The organism is Candidatus Neomarinimicrobiota bacterium (assembly GCA_021734025.1).
Lineage (GTDB): Bacteria > Fidelibacterota > JAANXI01 > JAANXI01 > JAANXI01 > JAANXI01.
The window spans coordinates 113,047-133,161 of record JAIPJS010000008.1 but is presented as its reverse complement, the minus strand read 5'-3'; the positions used below and the strand labels follow the sequence as shown (position 1 = coordinate 133,161).

At 50.9% G+C, this 20,115-nt stretch carries 17 protein-coding genes; 11 read left to right on the top strand and 6 right to left on the bottom strand.

All coding sequences use genetic code 11. From position 1 onward, the window contains the following. The first annotated feature begins 271 nt into the window (after window positions 1–271). A complete protein-coding gene (nifJ, locus tag K9N57_10640; GenBank protein ID MCF7804638.1) occupies window positions 272–3,862 on the top strand; it encodes a pyruvate:ferredoxin (flavodoxin) oxidoreductase in 3,591 nt (1,196 codons plus the stop codon). A 115-nt stretch (window positions 3,863–3,977) separates the two neighbouring features. Next, complete coding sequence (locus K9N57_10635) at window positions 3,978–4,982, top strand: dihydroorotate dehydrogenase-like protein (protein MCF7804637.1); 1,005 nt, start codon at window positions 3,978–3,980, stop codon at window positions 4,980–4,982. A gap of 391 nt (window positions 4,983–5,373) precedes the next feature. Here the strand turns inward: K9N57_10635 and K9N57_10630 are convergent, their stop codons facing one another. The 3 genes from K9N57_10630 to K9N57_10620 all read right to left on the bottom strand — a co-directional run bounded on the left by K9N57_10630 (window position 5,374) and on the right by K9N57_10620 (window position 6,798). Beyond that, on the bottom strand, window positions 5,374–5,613 hold the full coding sequence (locus tag K9N57_10630; protein ID MCF7804636.1) for a hypothetical protein: 240 nt from the start codon (window positions 5,611–5,613) through the stop codon (window positions 5,374–5,376). A 90-nt stretch (window positions 5,614–5,703) separates the two neighbouring features. Then, the gene (locus K9N57_10625; GenBank protein ID MCF7804635.1) at window positions 5,704–6,489 is read right to left on the bottom strand and encodes a sulfotransferase; all 786 of its coding nucleotides are present in this window, start codon (window positions 6,487–6,489) and stop codon (window positions 5,704–5,706) included. A 105-nt stretch (window positions 6,490–6,594) separates the two neighbouring features. Beyond that, complete coding sequence (locus K9N57_10620) at window positions 6,595–6,798, bottom strand: dodecin family protein (GenBank protein ID MCF7804634.1); 204 nt, start codon at window positions 6,796–6,798, stop codon at window positions 6,595–6,597. Between the two features lie 145 nt (window positions 6,799–6,943). Between K9N57_10620 and K9N57_10615 the strand changes: the two genes are divergently transcribed. The 8 genes from K9N57_10615 (at window position 6,944) to K9N57_10580 (ending at window position 16,352) form a co-directional block, all read left to right on the top strand. Then, window positions 6,944–7,885 carry a hypothetical protein gene (locus K9N57_10615; protein MCF7804633.1) on the top strand — a complete coding sequence of 314 codons (942 nt, stop codon included), beginning with the start codon at window positions 6,944–6,946 and terminating at the stop codon, window positions 7,883–7,885. Next, on the top strand, window positions 7,882–8,481 hold the full coding sequence (locus K9N57_10610; protein MCF7804632.1) for a threonylcarbamoyl-AMP synthase: 600 nt from the start codon (window positions 7,882–7,884) through the stop codon (window positions 8,479–8,481). The genes K9N57_10615 and K9N57_10610 overlap by 4 nt, the downstream gene beginning before the upstream one ends. Before the next feature lie 6 nt (window positions 8,482–8,487). After that, entirely contained in the window at window positions 8,488–10,338 is a 1,851-nt protein-coding gene (locus tag K9N57_10605) for an ABC transporter ATP-binding protein/permease (GenBank protein ID MCF7804631.1), read from the top strand. A gap of 709 nt (window positions 10,339–11,047) precedes the next feature. Then, window positions 11,048–12,766, top strand: a complete 1,719-nt coding sequence (gene aepX / locus K9N57_10600; GenBank protein MCF7804630.1) for a phosphoenolpyruvate mutase — start codon at window positions 11,048–11,050, stop codon at window positions 12,764–12,766. A 25-nt stretch (window positions 12,767–12,791) separates the two neighbouring features. Beyond that, complete coding sequence (gene aepY / locus K9N57_10595; protein ID MCF7804629.1) at window positions 12,792–13,958, top strand: phosphonopyruvate decarboxylase; 1,167 nt, start codon at window positions 12,792–12,794, stop codon at window positions 13,956–13,958. Then, entirely contained in the window at window positions 13,955–14,692 is a 738-nt protein-coding gene (locus tag K9N57_10590) for a phosphocholine cytidylyltransferase family protein (GenBank protein MCF7804628.1), read from the top strand. The genes aepY and K9N57_10590 overlap by 4 nt, the downstream gene beginning before the upstream one ends. A gap of 24 nt (window positions 14,693–14,716) precedes the next feature. Further along, entirely contained in the window at window positions 14,717–14,932 is a 216-nt protein-coding gene (locus tag K9N57_10585; GenBank protein ID MCF7804627.1) for a type II toxin-antitoxin system MqsA family antitoxin, read from the top strand. A gap of 289 nt (window positions 14,933–15,221) precedes the next feature. Beyond that, a complete protein-coding gene (locus K9N57_10580; GenBank protein ID MCF7804626.1) occupies window positions 15,222–16,352 on the top strand; it encodes a 2-aminoethylphosphonate--pyruvate transaminase in 1,131 nt (376 codons plus the stop codon). Window positions 16,353–16,680: 328 nt separating this feature from the next. Here K9N57_10580 and K9N57_10575 read toward each other — a convergent pair whose 3' ends face one another. Continuing rightward, complete coding sequence (locus K9N57_10575) at window positions 16,681–17,418, bottom strand: DUF3108 domain-containing protein (protein ID MCF7804625.1); 738 nt, start codon at window positions 17,416–17,418, stop codon at window positions 16,681–16,683. A 135-nt stretch (window positions 17,419–17,553) separates the two neighbouring features. Here K9N57_10575 and K9N57_10570 point away from each other — a divergent pair, with 135 nt between their 5' ends. After that, a complete protein-coding gene (locus tag K9N57_10570; GenBank protein MCF7804624.1) occupies window positions 17,554–18,168 on the top strand; it encodes a class I SAM-dependent methyltransferase in 615 nt (204 codons plus the stop codon). Between the two features lie 3 nt (window positions 18,169–18,171). On the opposite strand, the gene K9N57_10565 is transcribed toward K9N57_10570, so the two are convergent. Together K9N57_10565 and K9N57_10560 are read right to left on the bottom strand one after the other, a co-directional pair. Further along, complete coding sequence (locus K9N57_10565) at window positions 18,172–18,945, bottom strand: lipopolysaccharide kinase InaA family protein (protein MCF7804623.1); 774 nt, start codon at window positions 18,943–18,945, stop codon at window positions 18,172–18,174. 21 nt (window positions 18,946–18,966) lie between these two features. Then, window positions 18,967–20,085: a CDP-glycerol glycerophosphotransferase family protein gene (locus tag K9N57_10560; protein MCF7804622.1), complete on the bottom strand. Its 1,119-nt coding sequence runs from the start codon at window positions 20,083–20,085 to the stop codon at window positions 18,967–18,969. Between the last annotated feature and the right edge of the window lie 30 nt (window positions 20,086–20,115).

The following is a 20,115-nucleotide window of genomic DNA, read 5'->3' as shown; positions in this document are numbered from 1 at the left end:
ATCTCACAAAAAAAGTGGCGTTTATAAATTAATGTCGGTGAAAAATGGTGGAACTTTATCAAATCAGATAAAACTTCTATGCAAATTTCTAATCTTTGATACTCATTTCCCGATTTTGCAGTCGGAGTTTCTTTAATGTGAGAATTTTCATCACCTTTATTTCTGTTAGCCCTTGATACACAGGGCTCCCGCTATCTGGCACGGAATCTGTAACAGTAGTTGCGCATGAATGTGAGTGTAAATTGAATCACACGATAGACGGAGAGATTGTATGAATAACAAAAAGTATAACGGACAGATGGCGACTATCGACGGGAACGAAGCCGCGGCATACGTCGCGCACCGAACCAACGAAGTCTGTGCTATCTATCCCATCACTCCCTCATCCCCTATGGGGGAACTCGCCGATGAGTGGTCAGCCAGGGGGCAGAAAAATATCTGGGGTACCAAGCCCCTGGTCATCGAACTACAGAGTGAAGGTGGCGCATCGGGTGCCGTTCACGGTTCACTGCAACGGGGTGCACTGACCACAACATTTACCGCATCGCAGGGCCTGATGCTGATGCTGCCGAACATGTTCAAAATAGCAGGCGAATTAACGTCCACCGTTTTTCACGTGGCTGCCAGGCAGGTTTCTACCCACGCACTCACGATTTTTGCTGAGCACAGCGATGTGATGACCGCACGAACGACAGGTTTCGCACTGCTGCCATCGAATTCCATCCAGGAAGTTATGGATAACGCACTGATCGCCCAGGCGGCCACACTGGAAGCCCGGGTACCGTTTGTCCACTTTTTCGATGGGTTTCGCAGCTCCCATGAAATCCAGAAGATCGAACTGATTCCAAATGAAGTAATGCAGGAAATGATCGATCCGGAGCTGGTGAAGGCACACCGGGAACGGGCTATGTCGCCGGATAATCCGGTGCTCAGAGGAACTGCCCAGAATCCGGATCACTACTTCCAGGCCAGGGAGACAGTGAATCCGTACTATATGAAGACACCGGAAATCGTCCAGAAATATATGGACAAGTTCGCCGGACTCACCGGCCGGCAGTATAAGCTGTTTGATTACGTGGGTGATCCGGAAGCCGATCGGGTTATTACCCTGATGGGTAGCGGCAGCGAGGCTGTCCAGGAGACCGTGGAATATCTCGCCGACCAGGGCGAATCAGTCGGTCTGCTGAAAGTCCGGCTTTACCGGCCCTTCTCCGGAGATCATTTTAACAAAGCGATGCCGAAATCGGCGAAAGTCATTGCGGCGCTGGATCGCACCAAAGAGCCGGGTGCCGGCGGTGAACCGCTGTATCTCGATACAGTCAACGCTATCGCCGAATCCGTGATGAGTGGTAACGGCTGGGCTGGCAGCATGCCGAAGGTCGTTGGTGGCCGCTATGGGCTCTCTTCCAAAGAGTTTAACCCGGCAATGATCAAGGGCGTCTTTGACGAGATGAAAAAAGACGTACCGAAGAACCATTTCACCGTTGGAATCTATGACGACGTCACCAACACCAGCCTGGACTGGGACGAAGATTTCTCCACTGAATCCGAACAGGTACACCGGAGCATGTTCTACGGACTCGGTTCCGACGGTACTGTTAGCGCGAACAAGAACAGTATCAAAATCATTGGAGAAACTACTGACAATTACGTACAGGGTTACTTCGTGTACGATTCCAAGAAGGCCGGGGCGCAGACAGTCTCCCATCTCCGGTTTAGTCCGGAGCCGATCCGGTCGACCTACCTGATTAAGCAGGCGAATTTCGTCGGCTGTCATCAGTGGACGTTCCTGAATCAGTACGACATACTGAAATCCGCACAGAAAGGCGCCACCTTCCTGTTAAACAGCCAGTACGGCCCTGAGGAAGTCTGGGACGAATTGCCGAAGAAGGTCCAGGAGCAGATCATCGAAAAAGAGCTGGACTTCTACGTGATCGATGCGTACCGGATCGCCAAGGAAATCGGACTCGGGACTCGCATTAACACAATTATGCAGACCTGTTTCTTCGCCCTCTCGGAAATTCTGCCAGAGGATGAAGCCATCCAGAAGATTAAGGACTTCATTAAGAAAACCTATGGCAAGAAGGGCGAAAAGATCGTTTCCATGAACTTCAACGCCGTGGATAAGGCGGTCGAAAACATGCACCAGGTGGATGTCCCGTCCGAAGTCACCAGCGTAAAGGAAATGCCGCCGACGGTCTCGCCGGAGGCGCCGGAATTCGTCCGCGAGGTCGAAGCCAAAATTCTGGCCAAAGAAGGCGATTCCATTCCGGTCAGTGCTTTTCCGGCCGGCGGAACTTTCCCGACTGGTACTACCAAATGGGAAAAACGCAATATTGCGCTGGAAATCCCGGTATGGGACGAAGAAGTCTGTATCCAGTGTAACAAATGTGCAATCGTCTGTCCGCACGCCACCATCCGACCGAAGGTCTTCCCGGAAAGCGCACTCGAGAACGCCCCGGAAACATTCAAATCCGTTGACGTCCGCGGACGTAGTTATCCTGACGATTACAAATATGCACTCCAGGTCGCCCCGGAAGATTGTACCGGTTGCGGGCTCTGTGTAGAAGTCTGTCCTGCCAAGAATAAGGAGCAGACCGGACTCAAAGCCATTAATATGGAACCACAGCCGCCGATTCGCGAGCAGGAAGCTGAAAACTGGGACTTCTTCCTCGAGCTGCCTGAATACGATCGCAGCAAACTCAAGATCCAGACGGTGAAAGAATCGCAGTATCTGGAACCGCTGTTTGAATTCTCTGGCGCATGTGCCGGATGTGGTGAAACACCATACGTAAAACTGGCCAGCCAGTTGTTTGGCGACCGAATGATTGTAGCAAATGCAACGGGCTGTTCCTCCATCTTTGGAGGAAATCTGCCGACCACACCGTGGGCGAAAAACAAGGATGGCCGGGGACCCACCTGGTCCAACTCCCTGTTTGAAGATAATGCGGAGTTCGGATTCGGATTCCGGATTGCGCTGGATAAACAGCAGGAATTCGGTGCGGAACTACTGAAGAAGATGGAGCCTGAACTCGGTTCCGACCTGGTAAGCGATATTCTGGAAGCCGACCAGCGGGATGAAGAGGGACTGAGCGAGCAACGGAAGCGCATTGAGCAGCTCAAGGCAAAACTGGACGAGATGGATGAAACCATCGACGTCCGGAACCTGAAAGAAGTTGCCGATACTCTGGCGAGGAAGAGCGTCTGGATTATGGGCGGCGACGGCTGGGCGTACGACATCGGCTATGGCGGCCTGGATCATGTGTTAGCCTCCGGTCGTGACGTCAACGTTATGGTGTTGGATACGGAAGTCTACTCCAACACCGGTGGACAGATGTCCAAAGCCACACCGCGAGGGGCTGTAGCCAAGTTTGCGGCTGCCGGAAAACCTGCCGCCAAGAAGGATCTCGGCAAGATGGCCATGAGCTACGGTAACGTCTACGTTGCCAAAATCGCCATGGGGGCCAAAGATGCCCAGACAGTCAAGGCCTTACTGGAAGCGGAAGCTTACGAAGGCCCGTCGCTCATCATCGCCTACAGCCCGTGTATCGAACACGGCTACGATCTTGCAAAGGGCGCCGAGCAGCAGGAATTGGCTGTGGAGAGCGGCTACTGGCCACTGTTCCGGTTTGATCCGCGCCTCAAGGAACAGGGCAAGAACCCGTTACAGATGGACAGTAAGGCTCCGAAGATTCCGCTGAAGGATTACGCGTACAACGAAACGCGCTACAAGATCCTGAAGAAGGTGGATCCGGAACGCGCCGAACGCCTGATGGAAGAGGCGCAGGAAGATGTGAAAAAACAGTGGGAATCGTACGAACAGATGGCCTCTTACGATTACAGTAACGGGTCAGGAGAGTAACTGGTTTTGCTCTCTGGTAATTCCACCACTGTCGAAACGAATCAAACATATCCGTACGACGGCTCTCTGCGAGCCGCCGTACGGTGTGTGATCAAGGAAGAAAGGAAGTAATCGTATGGATCTCACGACATCATATCTTGGACTTGACCTTAAAAATCCCATTGTGCCCTCAGCCTCGCCACTCTCTGAAAAGATCGATAATATCAAGGCCATGGAAGACAATGGAGCGGCGGCGGTCGTGCTGTATTCCCTGTTCGAGGAAGAGATCGAACACGAGGAACTGGAACTGCACTTCCACACCACACGGGGCACGGAAGTCTTCTCCGAAGCACTCTCGTACTATCCGGAACATGAGAATTACCTCACCGGACCGGATACCTATCTGGAGCACATCCGCAAAGCCAAAGAAGCCGTGGATATTCCTATCATCGCCAGCCTGAACGGCGTCACCAAGGGCGGCTGGCTGAAATATGCCCAGGAGATGGAAGAAGCCGGCGCCGACGCGCTGGAACTGAACATATATTTTCTCGCCACGGATCCGGAAGTCAGCGCTCAGGATATCGAAGACAACTATATCGATATTCTGCAAGAGGTAAAGCACAACGTAGACATTCCTGTGGCGGTGAAACTTTCGCCATTCTTTAGTTCTATGGCAGAGATGGCACACCGCCTGGACATGGGCGGCGCGGATTCACTCGTACTCTTTAACCGGTTCTACCAGCCGGACATTGACCTGGAAAAACTGGACATCAGGCCGAATGTACTCCTGAGTTCTCCCATGGATCTCCGGCTGCCGCTGCGCTGGATCGGTATTCTCCGCGACCAGGTAAAGCTGGATCTGGCGGCAACCGGCGGGATTCACACCGCCGAAGACGCCATCAAAGTATTGATGGTTGGCGCTAACGTGGCCATGATGGCTTCGGCACTGCTGAAGCACGGGATTTCCCGGATCAAGAGCGTTTTAGTGGACATGGAACACTGGATGGAAGTATACGAATACGAGTCTGTAAGGCAGTTACAGGGAAGCATGAGCCACAAATCGGTGAAAAATCCGGCCGACTTCGAGCGCGCCAACTATATCAAGGCGCTGCAAAGTTATGACATGAGTGGTATCGTGTAGTTTACGATTTACACCACGCCTCATGCAGAGGGCGCCGGAAAACCGGCGCCCTTTTTTTATATTTTCCCGCCGCCGACCGCTAACAGCGTCGGTGGCGGTTTTGATTCCATATATAATTTGTTAAAGACGGTTTCGCCTTGGAATGAGATTCCAAGGCTGTAGGAACGAAAAAAATCGGCGGCGACGCATGAAGTCGGAAATCTCGTGCGAGTATCTGGGCGGTTTCCGACAGAACGTCAATCATTCCGATCGAGCCTCTCCAGAGACGAGCGGGGGAATCTCGTGAAGTAACCTCCGGTATAAACTGGCAAATTCCCTCCCCGAAGGGATCCCTTTGGGACGACTCCGTCCTGACGCCTCGGTACATCGTTCGGGATGACTTTCCCTTTAATCACTTTTTTGGAATTCGGCCTCGCCTCGCAATAAGATTGCGAGGATCAATATCGGAGCCTTGGAATCTCATTCCAAGGCGAGGTAATTCGATGCTCCCGCCGCCGATACCCGTCTTGACGGGATTGATGGCGGTTTTCATTATTTTGTATATGAATTGCCAACGATCCCGGAAGCGAATCACTGATAATCCCCCACTTAAACCCACATCGCGGACTTTAAGCGGGAGACCAAACTTCATATCCCTTCTCCATGATTTTTCCGCAATATGTATTATGTAAAATTTTGGATTACGATTAGGAGTAAGAGTAAGATTAAGAAAAATATCGGCCTATTCGGCCCCAGTATCGTAACCCGCCCTCTCAAGCGTTTCCAAAAATCCTGGTATTTCCCTGGCTAGTTCGTACCGCTCTCGGTACTCCTCCTTCTGCCAGCGGCCAATAGAGTTACCGTGTACCTCTTTTACCGGATGGAACCAGCCCCGCGCCTTTTTGATGTCCGCGTGTTTATGATATTCCTGCAGGTTTTCGTGGTATTCCTCCCCGAGAAAATCGAATAAATTGCGTACGGTGTCGTCGTAATTCTGGACGATATCCTCATATTTCACGGTGACCAGGTTCGGATGATCGACGAACTCCAGTCCGCTTTGCACATCGTAGACCCAGCGCTCTGGTTCCACCCAGAAGTTGTCCGGCTTATCCGGATGCCGGGAGGTGATGACATCTCTGCCGTCCCGAACAATATGGATCAGTTTGACCTGCTCATTGAAATAATTGAGGATTTGCCCGAAGTGACGGCAGTTCTGCGCCGACTTTTCGCACCAGCGCTTGGCTTCCTCCGGAAAATTTGTGATAATAACCTGTCGGTGGAGCCGGTCGATTCGTCTGGGAGCCGGATTCTCCGACTCCCGGTTATTCCACTTGATGAACGCCATCAATTCTTTGGGAAAAGTAAATATGGAGGGGTGCGCCGATAGGATCGAAATAAGCAGCGTTGTCCCCGACCGGGCACAGCCGCCGACCAGGATCGGTTCTTTGGAGAAATTCTGATTGTCCAGCTTTCGTTGGCCCCAGGCGTTAATAATCGGGAAGGTGATGCGTTTCAGTACGTTTTCCATCGCAGGTGTCTCAACTTCATTGGAATTGGTATGTATTTTTCGTTATAAAAATGCCCCTCCGAATATAATCAGAGGGGCGACGGAACTGAACTGCTTTTCCTGGAATTACTTCAGTTTAAAGGCTGCCCGGATGACCGCCTGGTATTCCAGGTCACCGTCGGCAGAGATGCCGCCACGGAATTCCTCGACTTCGAACCACTCCAGGTCATTCAGGGTCTGCTCCGCGCGATTGATGGCGGTCGCAATTGCCTCTTCGTAGCTGTCAGTACTCGTTCCGACTAGATTAATCTTTTTGTAGACTCCTGACATGTGAACCTCCCTCATTCTTTTTTTAAATATATCCGTCAGAACCGGGAATTTCCATCAGCTCTCCGTCACCAACTATATTGGAGAAAACCCTTGATTTTAGAAGGTCAACTGAGTAAGATTTTTCGACTTAAGCATAATGACACCGATGAAGACATCTAACACAATTCGATATAAGCTGGAATACTGGGGATTACTCTTCATCGTTGTCCCGTGGTACTATCTCCCCAGGCAGATTTCTCTGGCGCTGGGCAGTGCCCTGGGATGGATTGTGGCGCACATACTTCCCATTCGCCGGAGCGTGGTTGAATCCAATCTGCGCAGAGCATTCCCCCACAAATCCCCCCGTGAAATTAACAAGCTAACAATCAATACCTACCGACACTTTGGACGCATGATCGCTGATTTCGTCCGACAGGATCGCTATTCGGCTTCGGAAATGCGAAAAATGGTTACCATGGAAAACCGGGAATTGCTCGAAAACGCCATTGCAGACGATTCCGGTGCCGTCCTTCTGTTGGGACATTTCGGCAACTGGGAAATCTTCGGGCGCTGGCTGGGTTTTCAGCAAGATTTTCAAAGCGTGGCCTTGGAACGCCCGCAAAACAACCCCTTTGTCAGCGATTTTATTACGACGAAACGCAAAGTCGGCAATCTGAATATGATGTCTATTTTCGAGTCCACAGCCTCATTCCTTTCTGTCCTTCAGGATGGCAAAGTGCTGATGATGCTCGCCGACCAGGATGCCCGGAAGCGTGGTGCCTTTGTGGACTTTTTCGATATTCCGAGCTCCACCCCGAGGGGAGCCGCCGTATTTGCCCATCGGGTGAAAGCGCCGGTGATTTTGGTGTTTCCTATCATGAGGCCTGACAAAACCTACCATTTTATCTTTGAAGAACTGACATATTCCGGGATTACAAATGGCAATGCGGTCAATTACATTCTTCAGCAGTATATGAAACGGCTGCAATTTCACGTGAGCCAGCATCCGGAGCAATACTTTTGGTTTCACCGCCGGTGGAAAACTCAACCGGCCAAACAATCCGCCACAGATTCTGTGGCACCATCTTTGGCAGGAGCAGCAGGATGAGCAACGAAACAATTCAACAGGCAGTGCAATTTCTCCATGATGGCGAAATTATCGCCTATCCGACAGACACGCTGTTCGGACTCGGCGTTGATGCGCTGAATGAGGACGCTATCGATAAACTTTATGTATTGAAAAACCGGAGCAAACACCGACCTATGAGCATCATGGTACCGCAAGATAGTTGGCGTGACTGGGTGCGGTCCATCAATCCGGCGGCAGAAAAACTTGCCGAGAAGTATTACCCCGGGCCGATCACACTCATCATGAACGCTGGCGATAAACTCCCGAAGGTCATGACGCGGTATACCAACGGCACCATTGGCGTCCGGGTACCCAATCATCCGGTCTGCCTGGAGCTGCTAGACGATTTCAGTCAGCCGATTATCACCACGAGCGCTAACCTCTCCAACCAACCTGCCGCAAAAAATCCGGGGATGATTGAAGAGTATTTTGGCGAGGGTATCGCCTATATTATCACCGAAGGCCCGAGTCCCGGCGGTATCGCTTCCACCATAATTGACGTCTCAGAAAAAGAACCGGTGGTTCTCCGGGAAGGCGCCATTTCCGAATTCTCCATCTGGCGCACCCTCCAGTAGCGCCGTATGAAACTATATCTTCGTATCCTCTCTTTTGTCAAGCCGTATTTGGCCATTATGCTTTTGGCCACAACGGCTTCCATTTTTTATGTGCTGTTTAACTCCGCTTCGGTCTGGCTGACCGCTTCTCTGGTCAATACCATATTCGAGGACCGGCCGGTGGCAGAAGAGGTCGTCGATAACACACAACCCGCCGAACTTAACCTGAACCAGCACCTGAAACAGTACACTAAAAAGCTGATTTACAGGGATGATCCCATCGATACGCTGAAGGTGCTCTGCTTTGTCATCCTGGCTACCTTCATCCTGAAAAATATCTTTTACTATTTGCAGGGATTGGGGATCGGGTTCGTCAATTTTCGCATCATACGGGACGTACGAGACCAATTGTATACTAAACTCCATACTCTCTCTATGTCCTTTTTTGACAAGCACCGGGCGGGGAATATCTCATCGATCTTGATCAATGACGTAAACGAAATGAAGAGCGCCGTCAGCCAGAGTTTCCGGAAACTGCTGGTGGAGCCGATTAACATTATTGTGATGGTTACGCTGCTGTTTATTATCAGCTGGCAGCTTACGCTCATGGCGATCATCATCCTGCCAATCAGCGCCATCCTGATCACGAAGATCGGCCAGTCGCTCCGACGCAAGAGCAGCCGCACGTACCAGCAGATTGCGGAAGTCATGGGTATCCTGCACGAAATGCTGAACAACATCCGGATAGTGAAGGCATTTGCCACCGAGGATTACGAAAATAAGCGCTTCAAAAGCGCAACTCATCGCCATTTTGAATTAGCGTTCCGGCACCAGCGCCTCTCGGTCGTCAGTTCACCGCTGAACGAGATCCTGGGTGTGACCATCGGCGTCGTACTTCTCTGGTATGGCGGCCTCCAGGTACTGGAGGCGCAAGCCCTCACCGCCGAGGACTTCATCCGGTTTATAATCCTTCTATTCGCGCTGCTCCAGCCGTTGAAGGCCATGAGCGGCGTTAATAACGTTATTCAGTCCGGGATGGCCGCGGCGGAGCGCATCTTTGGTATCCTGGACCGGGAACCGGAGATCACCGAGCCGGAAGACGCCGTGAAGTTTACGGAGTTCTCCGAGGCCATTGTGTACGACGATATCTCTTTCAAATACGATGACGAATGGGTGCTGCAGGATATTAACCTGGAAGTAAATAAAGGCGACATCGTGGCGTTCGTAGGACCTTCTGGCGCGGGGAAATCGACGATGGTGGATCTGGTGCCGCGCTTTTACGACGTGGAGAAGGGCCAAATTACCATAGATGGCATTGACGTCCGGGAATACGATCTTCAATCGTTGCGTCAGTCGCTGGGGATTGTGACCCAGGAGACAATCCTGTTTAACGATACCATTGCCTATAACATCGGCTATGGGTTGGAGGAGGTCTCCCTGGATGACATCAAAGAGGCCGCCAGGGCAGCCAATGCTCACGACTTTATCGAAAATCTCCCGGAAGGATACCAAACCAACATCGGAGACCGGGGCATTAAACTTTCCGGCGGACAGCGCCAGCGTATCTCCATCGCCCGGGCGCTGCTGAAAAATCCCCCCATCCTGATCCTGGACGAAGCCACCTCTTCCCTGGACACCGAATCCGAGCAGCTGGTGCAGAATGCCATCGATCAGCTGATGCAGGATCGCACTACATTGGTGATCGCGCACCGGCTTTCAACGGTCACCCACGCCGACAAGATCGTGGTCATGGAAGCCGGCCGCATTGTGGAAACCGGCGATCACCAGACACTGCTTGCCAAAGATGGCGTGTACCGCAGGCTCTATGATATGCAGTTTGCGAATCATGTAACGCCGGAGGATGCGGTAGAGGAGTAATTGATTCCCCGCTGTTGGTAGTAACCGCTTTAGTGGTTTTGATTAGTTGTTTGTCTTTTATCCACTCATATCCATTTTCCCGGATCACCGTCACCGATCCCGTCAAGACGGGAATCGGCGACGGTAAATCCTAGTTCACCTCGCAATGAGATTGTGAGGCTAAGTATCTAATGGAGGAAAGCAATAAGACACCACTCCATCCTCTTCGGAAGAGGAAGGAGTACGGATGTTCACATGCTTCGGAGATACGTCTCACCCGCTCGCAGCAATCGGAAATTCCGAGTTGTTTTCGGGTAGCGGAAGAATAAGAGGATGAGTTGTAACGGTATCGATACCTCCAGTCATTCCGAGCGACCCCGACCTGCTGGGGGAGTCGAGGAATCTCGTGAAGTAATCTCCGAGGATAAACTGTCAAGCACCTTTCCCTTAGGAGAGCCCGGTGCTATTCATCTTGTCGTCCCTTCGGGACTGATAAATGTTCTCTCTATTTTATATTTGTGCCCCTTCGCGTGTCTTCGCTCCGGAAGGAGCCCCTGCCGGGGCAGCTCAATTATTTCCGGTCCGATCGTTATCAGTGGACAGTTTATTCATATTATGTTATGGTCATCCCGTGTTCCATCGGTGTTTTTCAATCTGTCTTCTTTTTTTGTTCAACCGATAATGTTACATTTGTCCGTCAATTGGTCAGACCAGATAAAAGGATACCGCATTGACTCTCCGTAACATCATCACCCCTGAAAAACGTCGGAGCAGACTGAAGGAGCTAATCGCTGAAAAGGGGTTCGTTCGCATCATCGAAGCTCACAACGGCATCAGCGCACTCATTGGAAACAACTCGTTTATCGAAGTCGAAGAGGACGACGAAACCTACCGGGAGGAGTTCGACGGGCTCTGGGAGAGCAGCCTGACGGACACCGCCAGCAAGGGCTATCCGGATGCGGAAATCGTCGGAATCGACTCCCGGCTGATGAACATCACCCAGATCCTGGACGTGACCAACAAGCCGCTCATCGTGGACGGCGACACCGGCGGAGACGCTTCCCACTTCGAGTATATGGTGAAGCGGTTCGAGGCGCTCGGTATCTCCGCGGTCATCATCGAGGACAAAGTCTTTCCCAAGCGGAATTCCCTGTCCGGAGACGCCAAGCAGGACCTGGAAGATCCGGAGACCTTCGCCACTAAAATCCGGCGCGGGAAAGCCATTCAGTCCACGGATGACTTCATGATTATCGCCCGGCTGGAAAGCCTGATCGCCGGCCACGGAGTCAAAGATGCGGTCCGCCGGGCGAAACAGTACCTGCAGGCCGGAGCCGACGGCATTATGATTCATTCGAAAGTCAAAGATCCGGCGGACGTATTCCGGTTTTCAGAAGAATACGACAAACTCAGCAGTGAACTCGGTGAACGCAAGCCGCTGGTGTGCGTTCCCACTGCCTACAACCACGTACCGGAACAGGAATTGGTCGAACGCGGTTTTAACGTGATCATCCACGCGAATCATATGCTCCGATCGTCGGTAAAAGCCATGGAAAACGTGGCCAAGAACATCCTGATTAATAAGCGATCGCTGGAAGCCGATCCGTACTGCACGCCGGTGAAGGAGATCTTCAATCTGGTGGGATTTACCGATGTGAAGGAAAAGGATGCCGCCTTTTCACAAAAGGCCGGACTGACCGCTATCATTCCGGCTGCCGGAAAAAGCCGGGATTTCGACGATCCCAAGGCGCTGATTTCCGTGAACAGCAAGACCGTTCTGGAACATCAGATGGAAACCCTGAAGCGCTGTGGCGTGGAGAAAACTGCGGTGATCCGGGGCTACAAGCGGGACGAATTTCCCGATCTGAATATCTCCTATTACGACAATCCCGATTACGATACCGGCTTTTCGGTGGACTCTCTCTTTCATGCGGAAGAGGCTATCTCCGGGAAATTGCTGTTTGTGAACTCCGACGTGCTCTTCAACGAATTTATTATCAAAAACCTCGTGGACACGAATCTTGATATCGTTATCGCCATCGACGGCACATACAAATATCACAAACATATGCAGGACAAGGTGCTGGATCTGGTGGTGGCCAAATCCTCATACGACGATTCGCCGCGTCGCTTAATTAGTCCAATTGATCAAAAGGTTCTGCGTATCGGCAAGCAGCTGGACATGGAGCAGGCCGAGGGCGAATACACTGGCATCGCGTATTTCTCAGAGGACGGTGCGGAACATCTGAAGACGGTGTATCACGACTGCAAGGATAACACAGGAAAATTCCACGAAGCGGAGAGCTTCAAAAAGGCGTCCATGACGGATATGCTCCAGGAGATGATTGATCGCGGTTACGATGTTCATTTTCTTGAAGTCAACAAGGGCTGGCTGGAGATTCACAACCCCGAGGATAAGAAGGCGGCGGAAGTGATGCTTACGGGAGTATAGTTTTATTAAATTGTAGAGACGTGCCATGGCACGTCTCTACTCATTTCAAGGGAATCATTATTTAATGCTCCAGTGTTCAAATTTTGCTGACATCTGCCGGGACAACGAACTGACGTTTTTCACCGGCGTACCGGACAGCACCTACAAATCCTGGATGAGTTTTCTGGAAGAAGACCACCCGGAATTTACGAACGTGCCAACGGTAAACGAGTGCGAAGCCACGGCTGTCGCAGCCGGCTATCACCTGGCCACCGGGAAATATCCGGTTATCTATATGCAGAATTCCGGATTCGGGAAAACGGTCAATCCGCTCACCTCGCTGTGTGGGCCGGACATCTACCGGATTCCGGCGCTCCTCATGATCGGTTGGCGCGGGGAACCGGGGAAGCCGGAAGCGCATCAGCACCGCCAGATCGGCCGGATTATGACCGACCTGCTCGACCTGCTGGACGTCCGCCACGCCATTTTATCCGAAGATACGAACGAAGCCCGGGAACAGGTCAGGGAAGCTGTGAATTATATGAAAACTGAAAATCTCCCTTACGCTCTCGTAATCCGGAAAGGCGTATTTGAACCGCTGGAAGCCAAACCGAAGCGGGAGTCGGACCTCATGTCCCGCGAGGAGGCTATCTTTGCCATCCTGGAGCATATCACAGACGAGGATATCCTGGTCTCCACCACCGGGAAAACCTCCCGCGAACTCCACGAGGCCTGCCAGGATCTCGGACGCACCGCCCAAAACCGATTCTATAATCCAGGCGGGATGGGATGCGCGCCGTCCATTGCTCTTGGCATTGCTCTGCAAAAACCGACTTCCAAAGTTTTTACCATGGATGGCGACGGCGCTCTGCTAATGCAGATGGGGGCACTGGCCACCATCGGCACACAGCAGCCGGCGAACTTTCACCACATTCTGTTCGATAATCACGCACACGAGTCCACCGGCGGACAGATCAACAACTCCGGCGCCGTGGATTTCCGGTCCCTTGCAAAATCCTGCGGATATAAAGGTGCATTGATCGTTCATTCCAAAGATGAACTGAGCGCCGTATTTCCGGAATTTGCCAAAGTCGACGGTCCTGTCATGCTGGTCGTAAAAATCCGCACCGGATCACGGGCGAATCTGAGCCGGCCGGAGGAGCCGCTGGAGATCAAACGCAAATTCATGGAGCACCTGGAGCGCCTCTCGTGAAAGCCGTCATCCTTGCTGCCGGAATGGGCACACGGCTTCATCCCATTACCGAGGAGCTACCGAAAGCATTTCTGCCGGTGGACGAAAAACCGCTGATCCACTATTCCCTGGAAAACCTGGCAGAATCCGGCATCACCGATGTGGTCATCGTCACCGGCTTCCTGCAGGAACGGTTTCATATTGAAATTGGTGAATCCTTCAATGGGAAGCTGAACATCGAATATGCCCACAATCCCCGGTATCAAGAGACCGGGAGCATGTATTCCCTCTCTCAGACGAAAAACCTGATCAATGGAGAAATTCTTCTTCTGGAATCCGATCTGCTCTACGAGGAGCGCGCGATTTCGGAGATTCTGGAAGAAAAGTCGAAAGACGTAATGTTGGTGGCACCACTCTCCGGCTCCGGGGACGAAGTATACATCACCGTGGATGAGAAGAATCACCTGACAAATCTCGGAAAAGATATCCCGGAGAAAGATCAAGCCATCGGTGAGCTGGTTGGCATCACTAAACTCTCGTATCCCTACCTGCAAAAGGTTTGGGAATATGCGGAATACGATTATGAATTAGGCGAAGAGAACTTGCACTACGAGGAGGTCATCGTCCGGGTAGCACAGAACGAGCGGCCGCTGCAATGCCTGAAACTCCCGGAACTGGCGTGGATCGAGATCGACAAGGCTGAAAACCTCCGGCGTGCCCGGGAGGAGATTTTTCCGGTGATTCATGAACGGTGATAATAGGTAATATTATTTACTAAAATTTTTCATAAGGAAGGTGATACGGAATGGGGTAAAACAACCGTTACCCTTGAACGAAAAGGAACGGTTATCGTTCTTAGAAATGTTCCTGCACAGATTTGCGACAACTGTGGTGAGTTTTACTTAGATGATGAGACTACAGAGCAGGTACTAAACCATGCCGAACGAGCTATTGGTCATGGAACCGAGGTCGAAGTCGCCCAATTTGTTGAATAACTCTGCTATACCTTTTTAAAAAACCATTTAAAACCGTTGGTTGTTTGTCGTTTTTGGTTTGCTGCAGGAAAGGATCGGTAACCTTAGAAAGGGTTTTTATTGCGTATATTTCAACTAACAACAAACTACAAACAACGAACAAAAAAACCGTAATAATTGACCCAAGACTCCGGACGCATGACGCTTTCAACCATAACACAATAACACTGTAACACAGAAACACTGTAACACAGAAACACATTTTTTCAACTTGAACACTTGAACACCTAAACACTATACTACTTTTTCTATGAAAAAAATCAAACGCAACATTTTGTTAAACCCCGGACCGGCAACCACAACCGATACCGTGAAGCAGGCGCAGGTGGTTCCGGATATCTGTCCCAGGGAAACGGAATTTCAGGTGGTCATGGACGGTATCCGTGAAGACCTTGTAAAAATTGTTCACGGCGGCACCGATTATGCGTCTGTGCTGTTCGGCGGCTCAGGAACATCGGCGATGGATGCGACGCTGGCGTCGGTCGTTCCGCCGGACGGAAAAATACTCCTGCTCATCAACGGTGCGTATGGCAAGCGGATGCAGCAAATTACCAAGACTTACGATATCGCAACCTCCGTCTACGAGGTGGAATGGGGTACGGCGCTGGACTGGCGGGTTGTGGATCAGATGCTCTCCAATGATCGAACCATCAGTCATATCGCCATGGTGCATCACGAAACCACCACCGGGATCCTGAATCCGCTGGAGCCGTTTCTGGCAATATCGAAAAAGTACAATCTGACCACGCTTGCGGATACCATTTCCAGCTATGCGGGGATTCCCATCGATCTCCGGGAGACGCCGGTGGATTTCCTCATGTCCACCTCCAACAAGTGCATCCAGGGGATGGCCGGACTGGCATTCGTCATCTGCAAAAATATATCATTGGAAAAGTTGAGCAAGTTCAAGGGCCGGACATTTTATCTGGATCTCTACAAGCAGTACGACTACTTCGAGCGCACCGGGCAGATGCGCTTCACGCCGCCGGTGCAGGTGACTTACGCTTTGCGCCAGGCCATCGACGAATATTTCGAGGAGGGCGAATCCAATCGTTGGGACCGGTACAGTAAGAGCTACAAGACGCTCATCGATGGACTCACTAAATTGGGTTTCCGGTTTCTGCTTGGTGATGATGTAAAGCACTCACGAATTCTCACCACTATCTACGAGCCGGACCATCCCAACTATGATTTCAACGACCTGCACGACCGGCTATACGAGCGGGGATTTACCATTTACCCCGGCAAAGTATCGGATAAAGACACCTTTCGGCTCTCAGTGCTCGGCGCCATCGATCATACGGATATCCGGGATTTCCTGGTAAACCTTGAGGAAGTATTGGACGAAATGGATGTTGAGATACGGTATTCGCGATTTTGAATATTACGTAGAGTAAATTTTCTTCCGATTCAGCGCATATTTTCTACCATTATATTGACAACACAACTCTCCTTTTTGATTTCCCTCTCTTCTGAAGAGAGGGAAAAAGAACTCTCTGACACTTAGTGATGCTTTCCCCTTCCTCTTTTGAAAATGGAGGGGACCAAGGGGATGGAGTTGTGTTCGAGATTTTTGAGAAATCCGTAAAGTAGATCAATTCCAAAAGTCGTAGACAGTGTAAATTATACGCACGCTTCGCAATCAAATTACGAGACTCACTTTTACAGCCTGGGATTCACCGTAGTGATTCATTCCAGTGCATAATGTCTCAGTCCCCATTCCCGGGCTTATACTTTTCCAACTTCAAAATCATCGATCCGATTGTCGCTTTGCTCCGCATCAAAACGGGAATATGTCCCTTTTCCCGGGACAACCAAATCTGAAGTTTCCCCTCGTACTTAAATAGAAAATCCGACTCTACGAACGGTTCCACCACGTAGCAGTCAAAATCTCCGGCTGGAACTCTCACCGATTCCGTTCGCTTCACGCCCAGAAGAAACGGGGACACCTTGTCGTTATCATAACTGGACATTCTGATGGTATCGCCGACACTCAACTCCAGTGACCGGATATAATAGAACAGTGAGAGGACGTCCTGCATGTACGTTTCGATGGCCAGTGTATCTTCACTGGAATAAGCCATCATTTTGTCGTAGTCAAACCAGACGGAGTAGTCTTTATTATAACTTCCCTCGTTTAAAGACTTCTCGAACTGAATTGTGGCAAATGTTGAGGTATCTATCCAGCTGGTGAGCTGATCCCGTACTTTGTAAAATGCATCAACGAAATTATTGGATTTGGTGCGGGATTCCAGACGATAGGTGGTTTGCCCGTGTACTGTATCGAGTCCGGCCACTTCCATAGTAGAAGTTCCGGCGTTGATGAACCCGTAATTCAGCGCGAAGGTGAGCTTCTCACCGGTGTGAAATTCCTGTCCGGCTGCGCGGGAAAAAAGGCCCAGAACAAGCAGAACAAACAGACAACTGATAAAAACATTTTTACGCATAATTGCATAGTATATAGCATAAACAGGAAAACACCAAGCCAGATGATGTAAATAACCCGTGAGACAAATCAATATTTCACGTGACAGCGGTAGTTCTGTTTGTAGTGGGCTTAAAAATTGTGTAATATTAAAACTATGGGGAGAAAAAAAGATTCTCTAAGTAACATCCGACAGTACGAAAAAACCCGTTATAAGGGGTTAGATCAGCGTCTGGTTCACAGCCTTGAATACCGAATCGTTACCAATTTTATCGAAGAGATCTACGCGATAAACGATAACGTTCTGGATGTCCCGTCTGGCTACGGGCGTTTTACCGATTTTCTGCTGGAGCGGCCGATGAACGTTGTAGTGGCGGATCTGAATCCTAACATGCTCCACCGTGTATATGAGCGGTTCGGTACCCAGGCCCGGTTCGCTAATGCGGATATCATGAATCTCCCGTTCAGAGATGACGCTTTCCACGGCCTGCTCTCCATGCGATTAATTCAGCACTTTCACACGCCCGAAGATCGCATCCGGGCGTTCTCCGAAATCCGTCGGGTAATAACCGAATGGGCGGTCGTTTCCGTGTACACCTCATCCGCAGCACACAAACTGATGCGATTCTTCAGAAATCACCATAAGATTACCATGGCGGATGAGGAGCAGATTGAAGAGGAAATCCGGGAAGCGGGGCTCAAAATCCTGGACTCGAAAAAAATCCTGCCGGGCATCCACGCCCAGACAATTTTATTACTCCAGCCGAAGTAACGGCTACTCACGCAACTTTTTTTTCCACCGTTTTTTCCGACGTTTCCGCACCAACGCTTTGGCGACGAGCCGCCTGTCCCGTTCATAATTCTCGCTGTAGGCTCTGAGAAACTGATCCCGGTAACAATTCGGATGTAATTCATCCAGATCGCAGGGACAGAGATCCATCTTGGTAATATCCTTAATCCGGTGATAATCCCAGAGATGGAAGTGGCGCGTCCCCCTGTTCAGATCCACCAGAAAGATCTTCCCGGGCTCAACCTCATTCACCAGGAAATTTGCCAGCGTCAAATCATTGTGCGTAAAGTTCGCGACGTGCAGCCGTTTGACCATCCCGGCGATGATCTCCACAATGCGGGCCTTGTCAGCTTCCGGCACATCCATGTAGCGCAGGATCTTCCTGGCAGAGTTAAACTCCTCCACACTTTCCGATATATAGAAATTCTCCCGGACAATCCCGTATCGCCGTGAGGTATACACGATAAGCGGCGGTGGAGTTGGGACATTATTGGCCAGAAAAAAGTGCGCCGCGTCCCAGGATTTTTTTGCCCGGGAGCGCATAACGGGACTTAAAATCTTCGAAATCGTATTCCGCCAGCCAAACCACTTGATGACGTATTCTTCGGGAAATCCGTCCACCGGATAATTCAACCTGGCGACCAGGTTGGTGGTATCCTTGTAAGTATCGATTGCGTGCTCGCGAATCCAGTCCCGATCGGAAAATCGTTCTATCTGCTTCCGGGAAAGCTGAACACCGTGATGCGGTCTGTAAATCATCGGAAAGCCCGCATCATCGATTTACACATTCGTCGGATCATTCAGATGCCTGCCCTCCTCGTACAATTCCAGGATCTTGTCCCGCGTCCGTATCGACGACTTTCCGTCCGGCTTGTAGTAATAATACTCCCGCCGTTCGGCGGCGTTTTTCTGCATCGCGGGGGTCGGATTCAGCGCCTTCCGAATCCCGTCTTGTAACTCCTCCGGCGAGAAGATGTGAACAAACGCATCCTTCAGGAATTCCCGGTTGTCGATATTCAGAATGTGCTGCCCGTCCGAGTGGCGCATATTATCGTGATCCAGGTCGTAGATGACGCCGGTCTTCCCGGTGGCCAAAAAATTGTAGACAGTGCTGGACGCCGCGGCCACCAGCGTATCGGTGGCATACATCAATGGAATAATATTATACTCGTCCTTCGGAATCAGCGTAGCGTGATCGTACTTCCGGAGCCGCCACTGGATTGTCCGATGCTGGCTGTGATGCGCAAATTTCCCCATCCAGGCGTAGTGGTGAAGTTTGATGATCAGGTTGTAATCGGTGGTCGCCTCGAAAATTGCGTCTTTCAAATCGTACACGCTGGTCGGCTTGTAGGTTGGCGCGTACAGCACCGTCTTTTTCTCGGGATCCAACCCCAGATCGGTGAGGATCTTCTCCCGGTCAAAATGTTCTTCCCAGAAGAGGGGATCCAGCTTTGGGAGGCCGACTTTGTACACATGCGAACCGTTCAGCACGCCGGACTGCTCCAGCGCCTCCACCCGGTATTGTCCTTCCACCAGGATATCGTAGTGGTGCATATTATGGTTCTTCAGATTCCGGAACAGGATAGTCTTGAGCCCCATGCCGTGGTGTACCAGGCAGAGCATGGTCTTACCAAATTTCTTTTCCTCAACAGTGTCCGGACAGATCACAATATCAAAGTGCTCATCTTCATCGGATATCTGATGGCCTTCCCTCTTCCACTGCTCCAGGTACGGCTTAGTCTTGTCAATTTCGAAGATCCAGAGCCGCCGTACCAGCTCGTGAGAAAGCGACAGGTACACGTCGAACCGGTCGTCCGCCTCGAATACATCAATGAGCGGGTCGTACGCTGCCTTGTGATAGAGATATTGCATCTTGAACAGCACTTTGATTTTAGACATAGAAAAAACCCGTCCGAATTTGCTCAATTT

Coding starts and splice junctions, on each gene's coding strand:
- K9N57_10610 (MCF7804632.1), top strand. CDS start 7,882: ATGAGCAACGAAACAATTCAACAGGCAGTGCAATTTCTCCATGATGGC.
- K9N57_10615 (MCF7804633.1), top strand. CDS start 6,944: ATGAAGACATCTAACACAATTCGATATAAGCTGGAATACTGGGGATTA.
- aepY (MCF7804629.1), top strand. CDS start 12,792: ATGGCACGTCTCTACTCATTTCAAGGGAATCATTATTTAATGCTCCAG.
- K9N57_10620 (MCF7804634.1), bottom strand. CDS start 6,798: ATGTCAGGAGTCTACAAAAAGATTAATCTAGTCGGAACGAGTACTGAC.
- K9N57_10570 (MCF7804624.1), top strand. CDS start 17,554: ATGGGGAGAAAAAAAGATTCTCTAAGTAACATCCGACAGTACGAAAAA.
- K9N57_10630 (MCF7804636.1), bottom strand. CDS start 5,613: ATGAAGTTTGGTCTCCCGCTTAAAGTCCGCGATGTGGGTTTAAGTGGG.
- K9N57_10605 (MCF7804631.1), top strand. CDS start 8,488: ATGAAACTATATCTTCGTATCCTCTCTTTTGTCAAGCCGTATTTGGCC.
- K9N57_10625 (MCF7804635.1), bottom strand. CDS start 6,489: ATGGAAAACGTACTGAAACGCATCACCTTCCCGATTATTAACGCCTGG.
- K9N57_10580 (MCF7804626.1), top strand. CDS start 15,222: ATGAAAAAAATCAAACGCAACATTTTGTTAAACCCCGGACCGGCAACC.
- K9N57_10635 (MCF7804637.1), top strand. CDS start 3,978: ATGGATCTCACGACATCATATCTTGGACTTGACCTTAAAAATCCCATT.
- K9N57_10575 (MCF7804625.1), bottom strand. CDS start 17,418: ATGCGTAAAAATGTTTTTATCAGTTGTCTGTTTGTTCTGCTTGTTCTG.
- nifJ (MCF7804638.1), top strand. CDS start 272: ATGAATAACAAAAAGTATAACGGACAGATGGCGACTATCGACGGGAAC.
- K9N57_10565 (MCF7804623.1), bottom strand. CDS start 18,945: ATGATTTACAGACCGCATCACGGTGTTCAGCTTTCCCGGAAGCAGATA.
- K9N57_10560 (MCF7804622.1), bottom strand. CDS start 20,085: ATGTCTAAAATCAAAGTGCTGTTCAAGATGCAATATCTCTATCACAAG.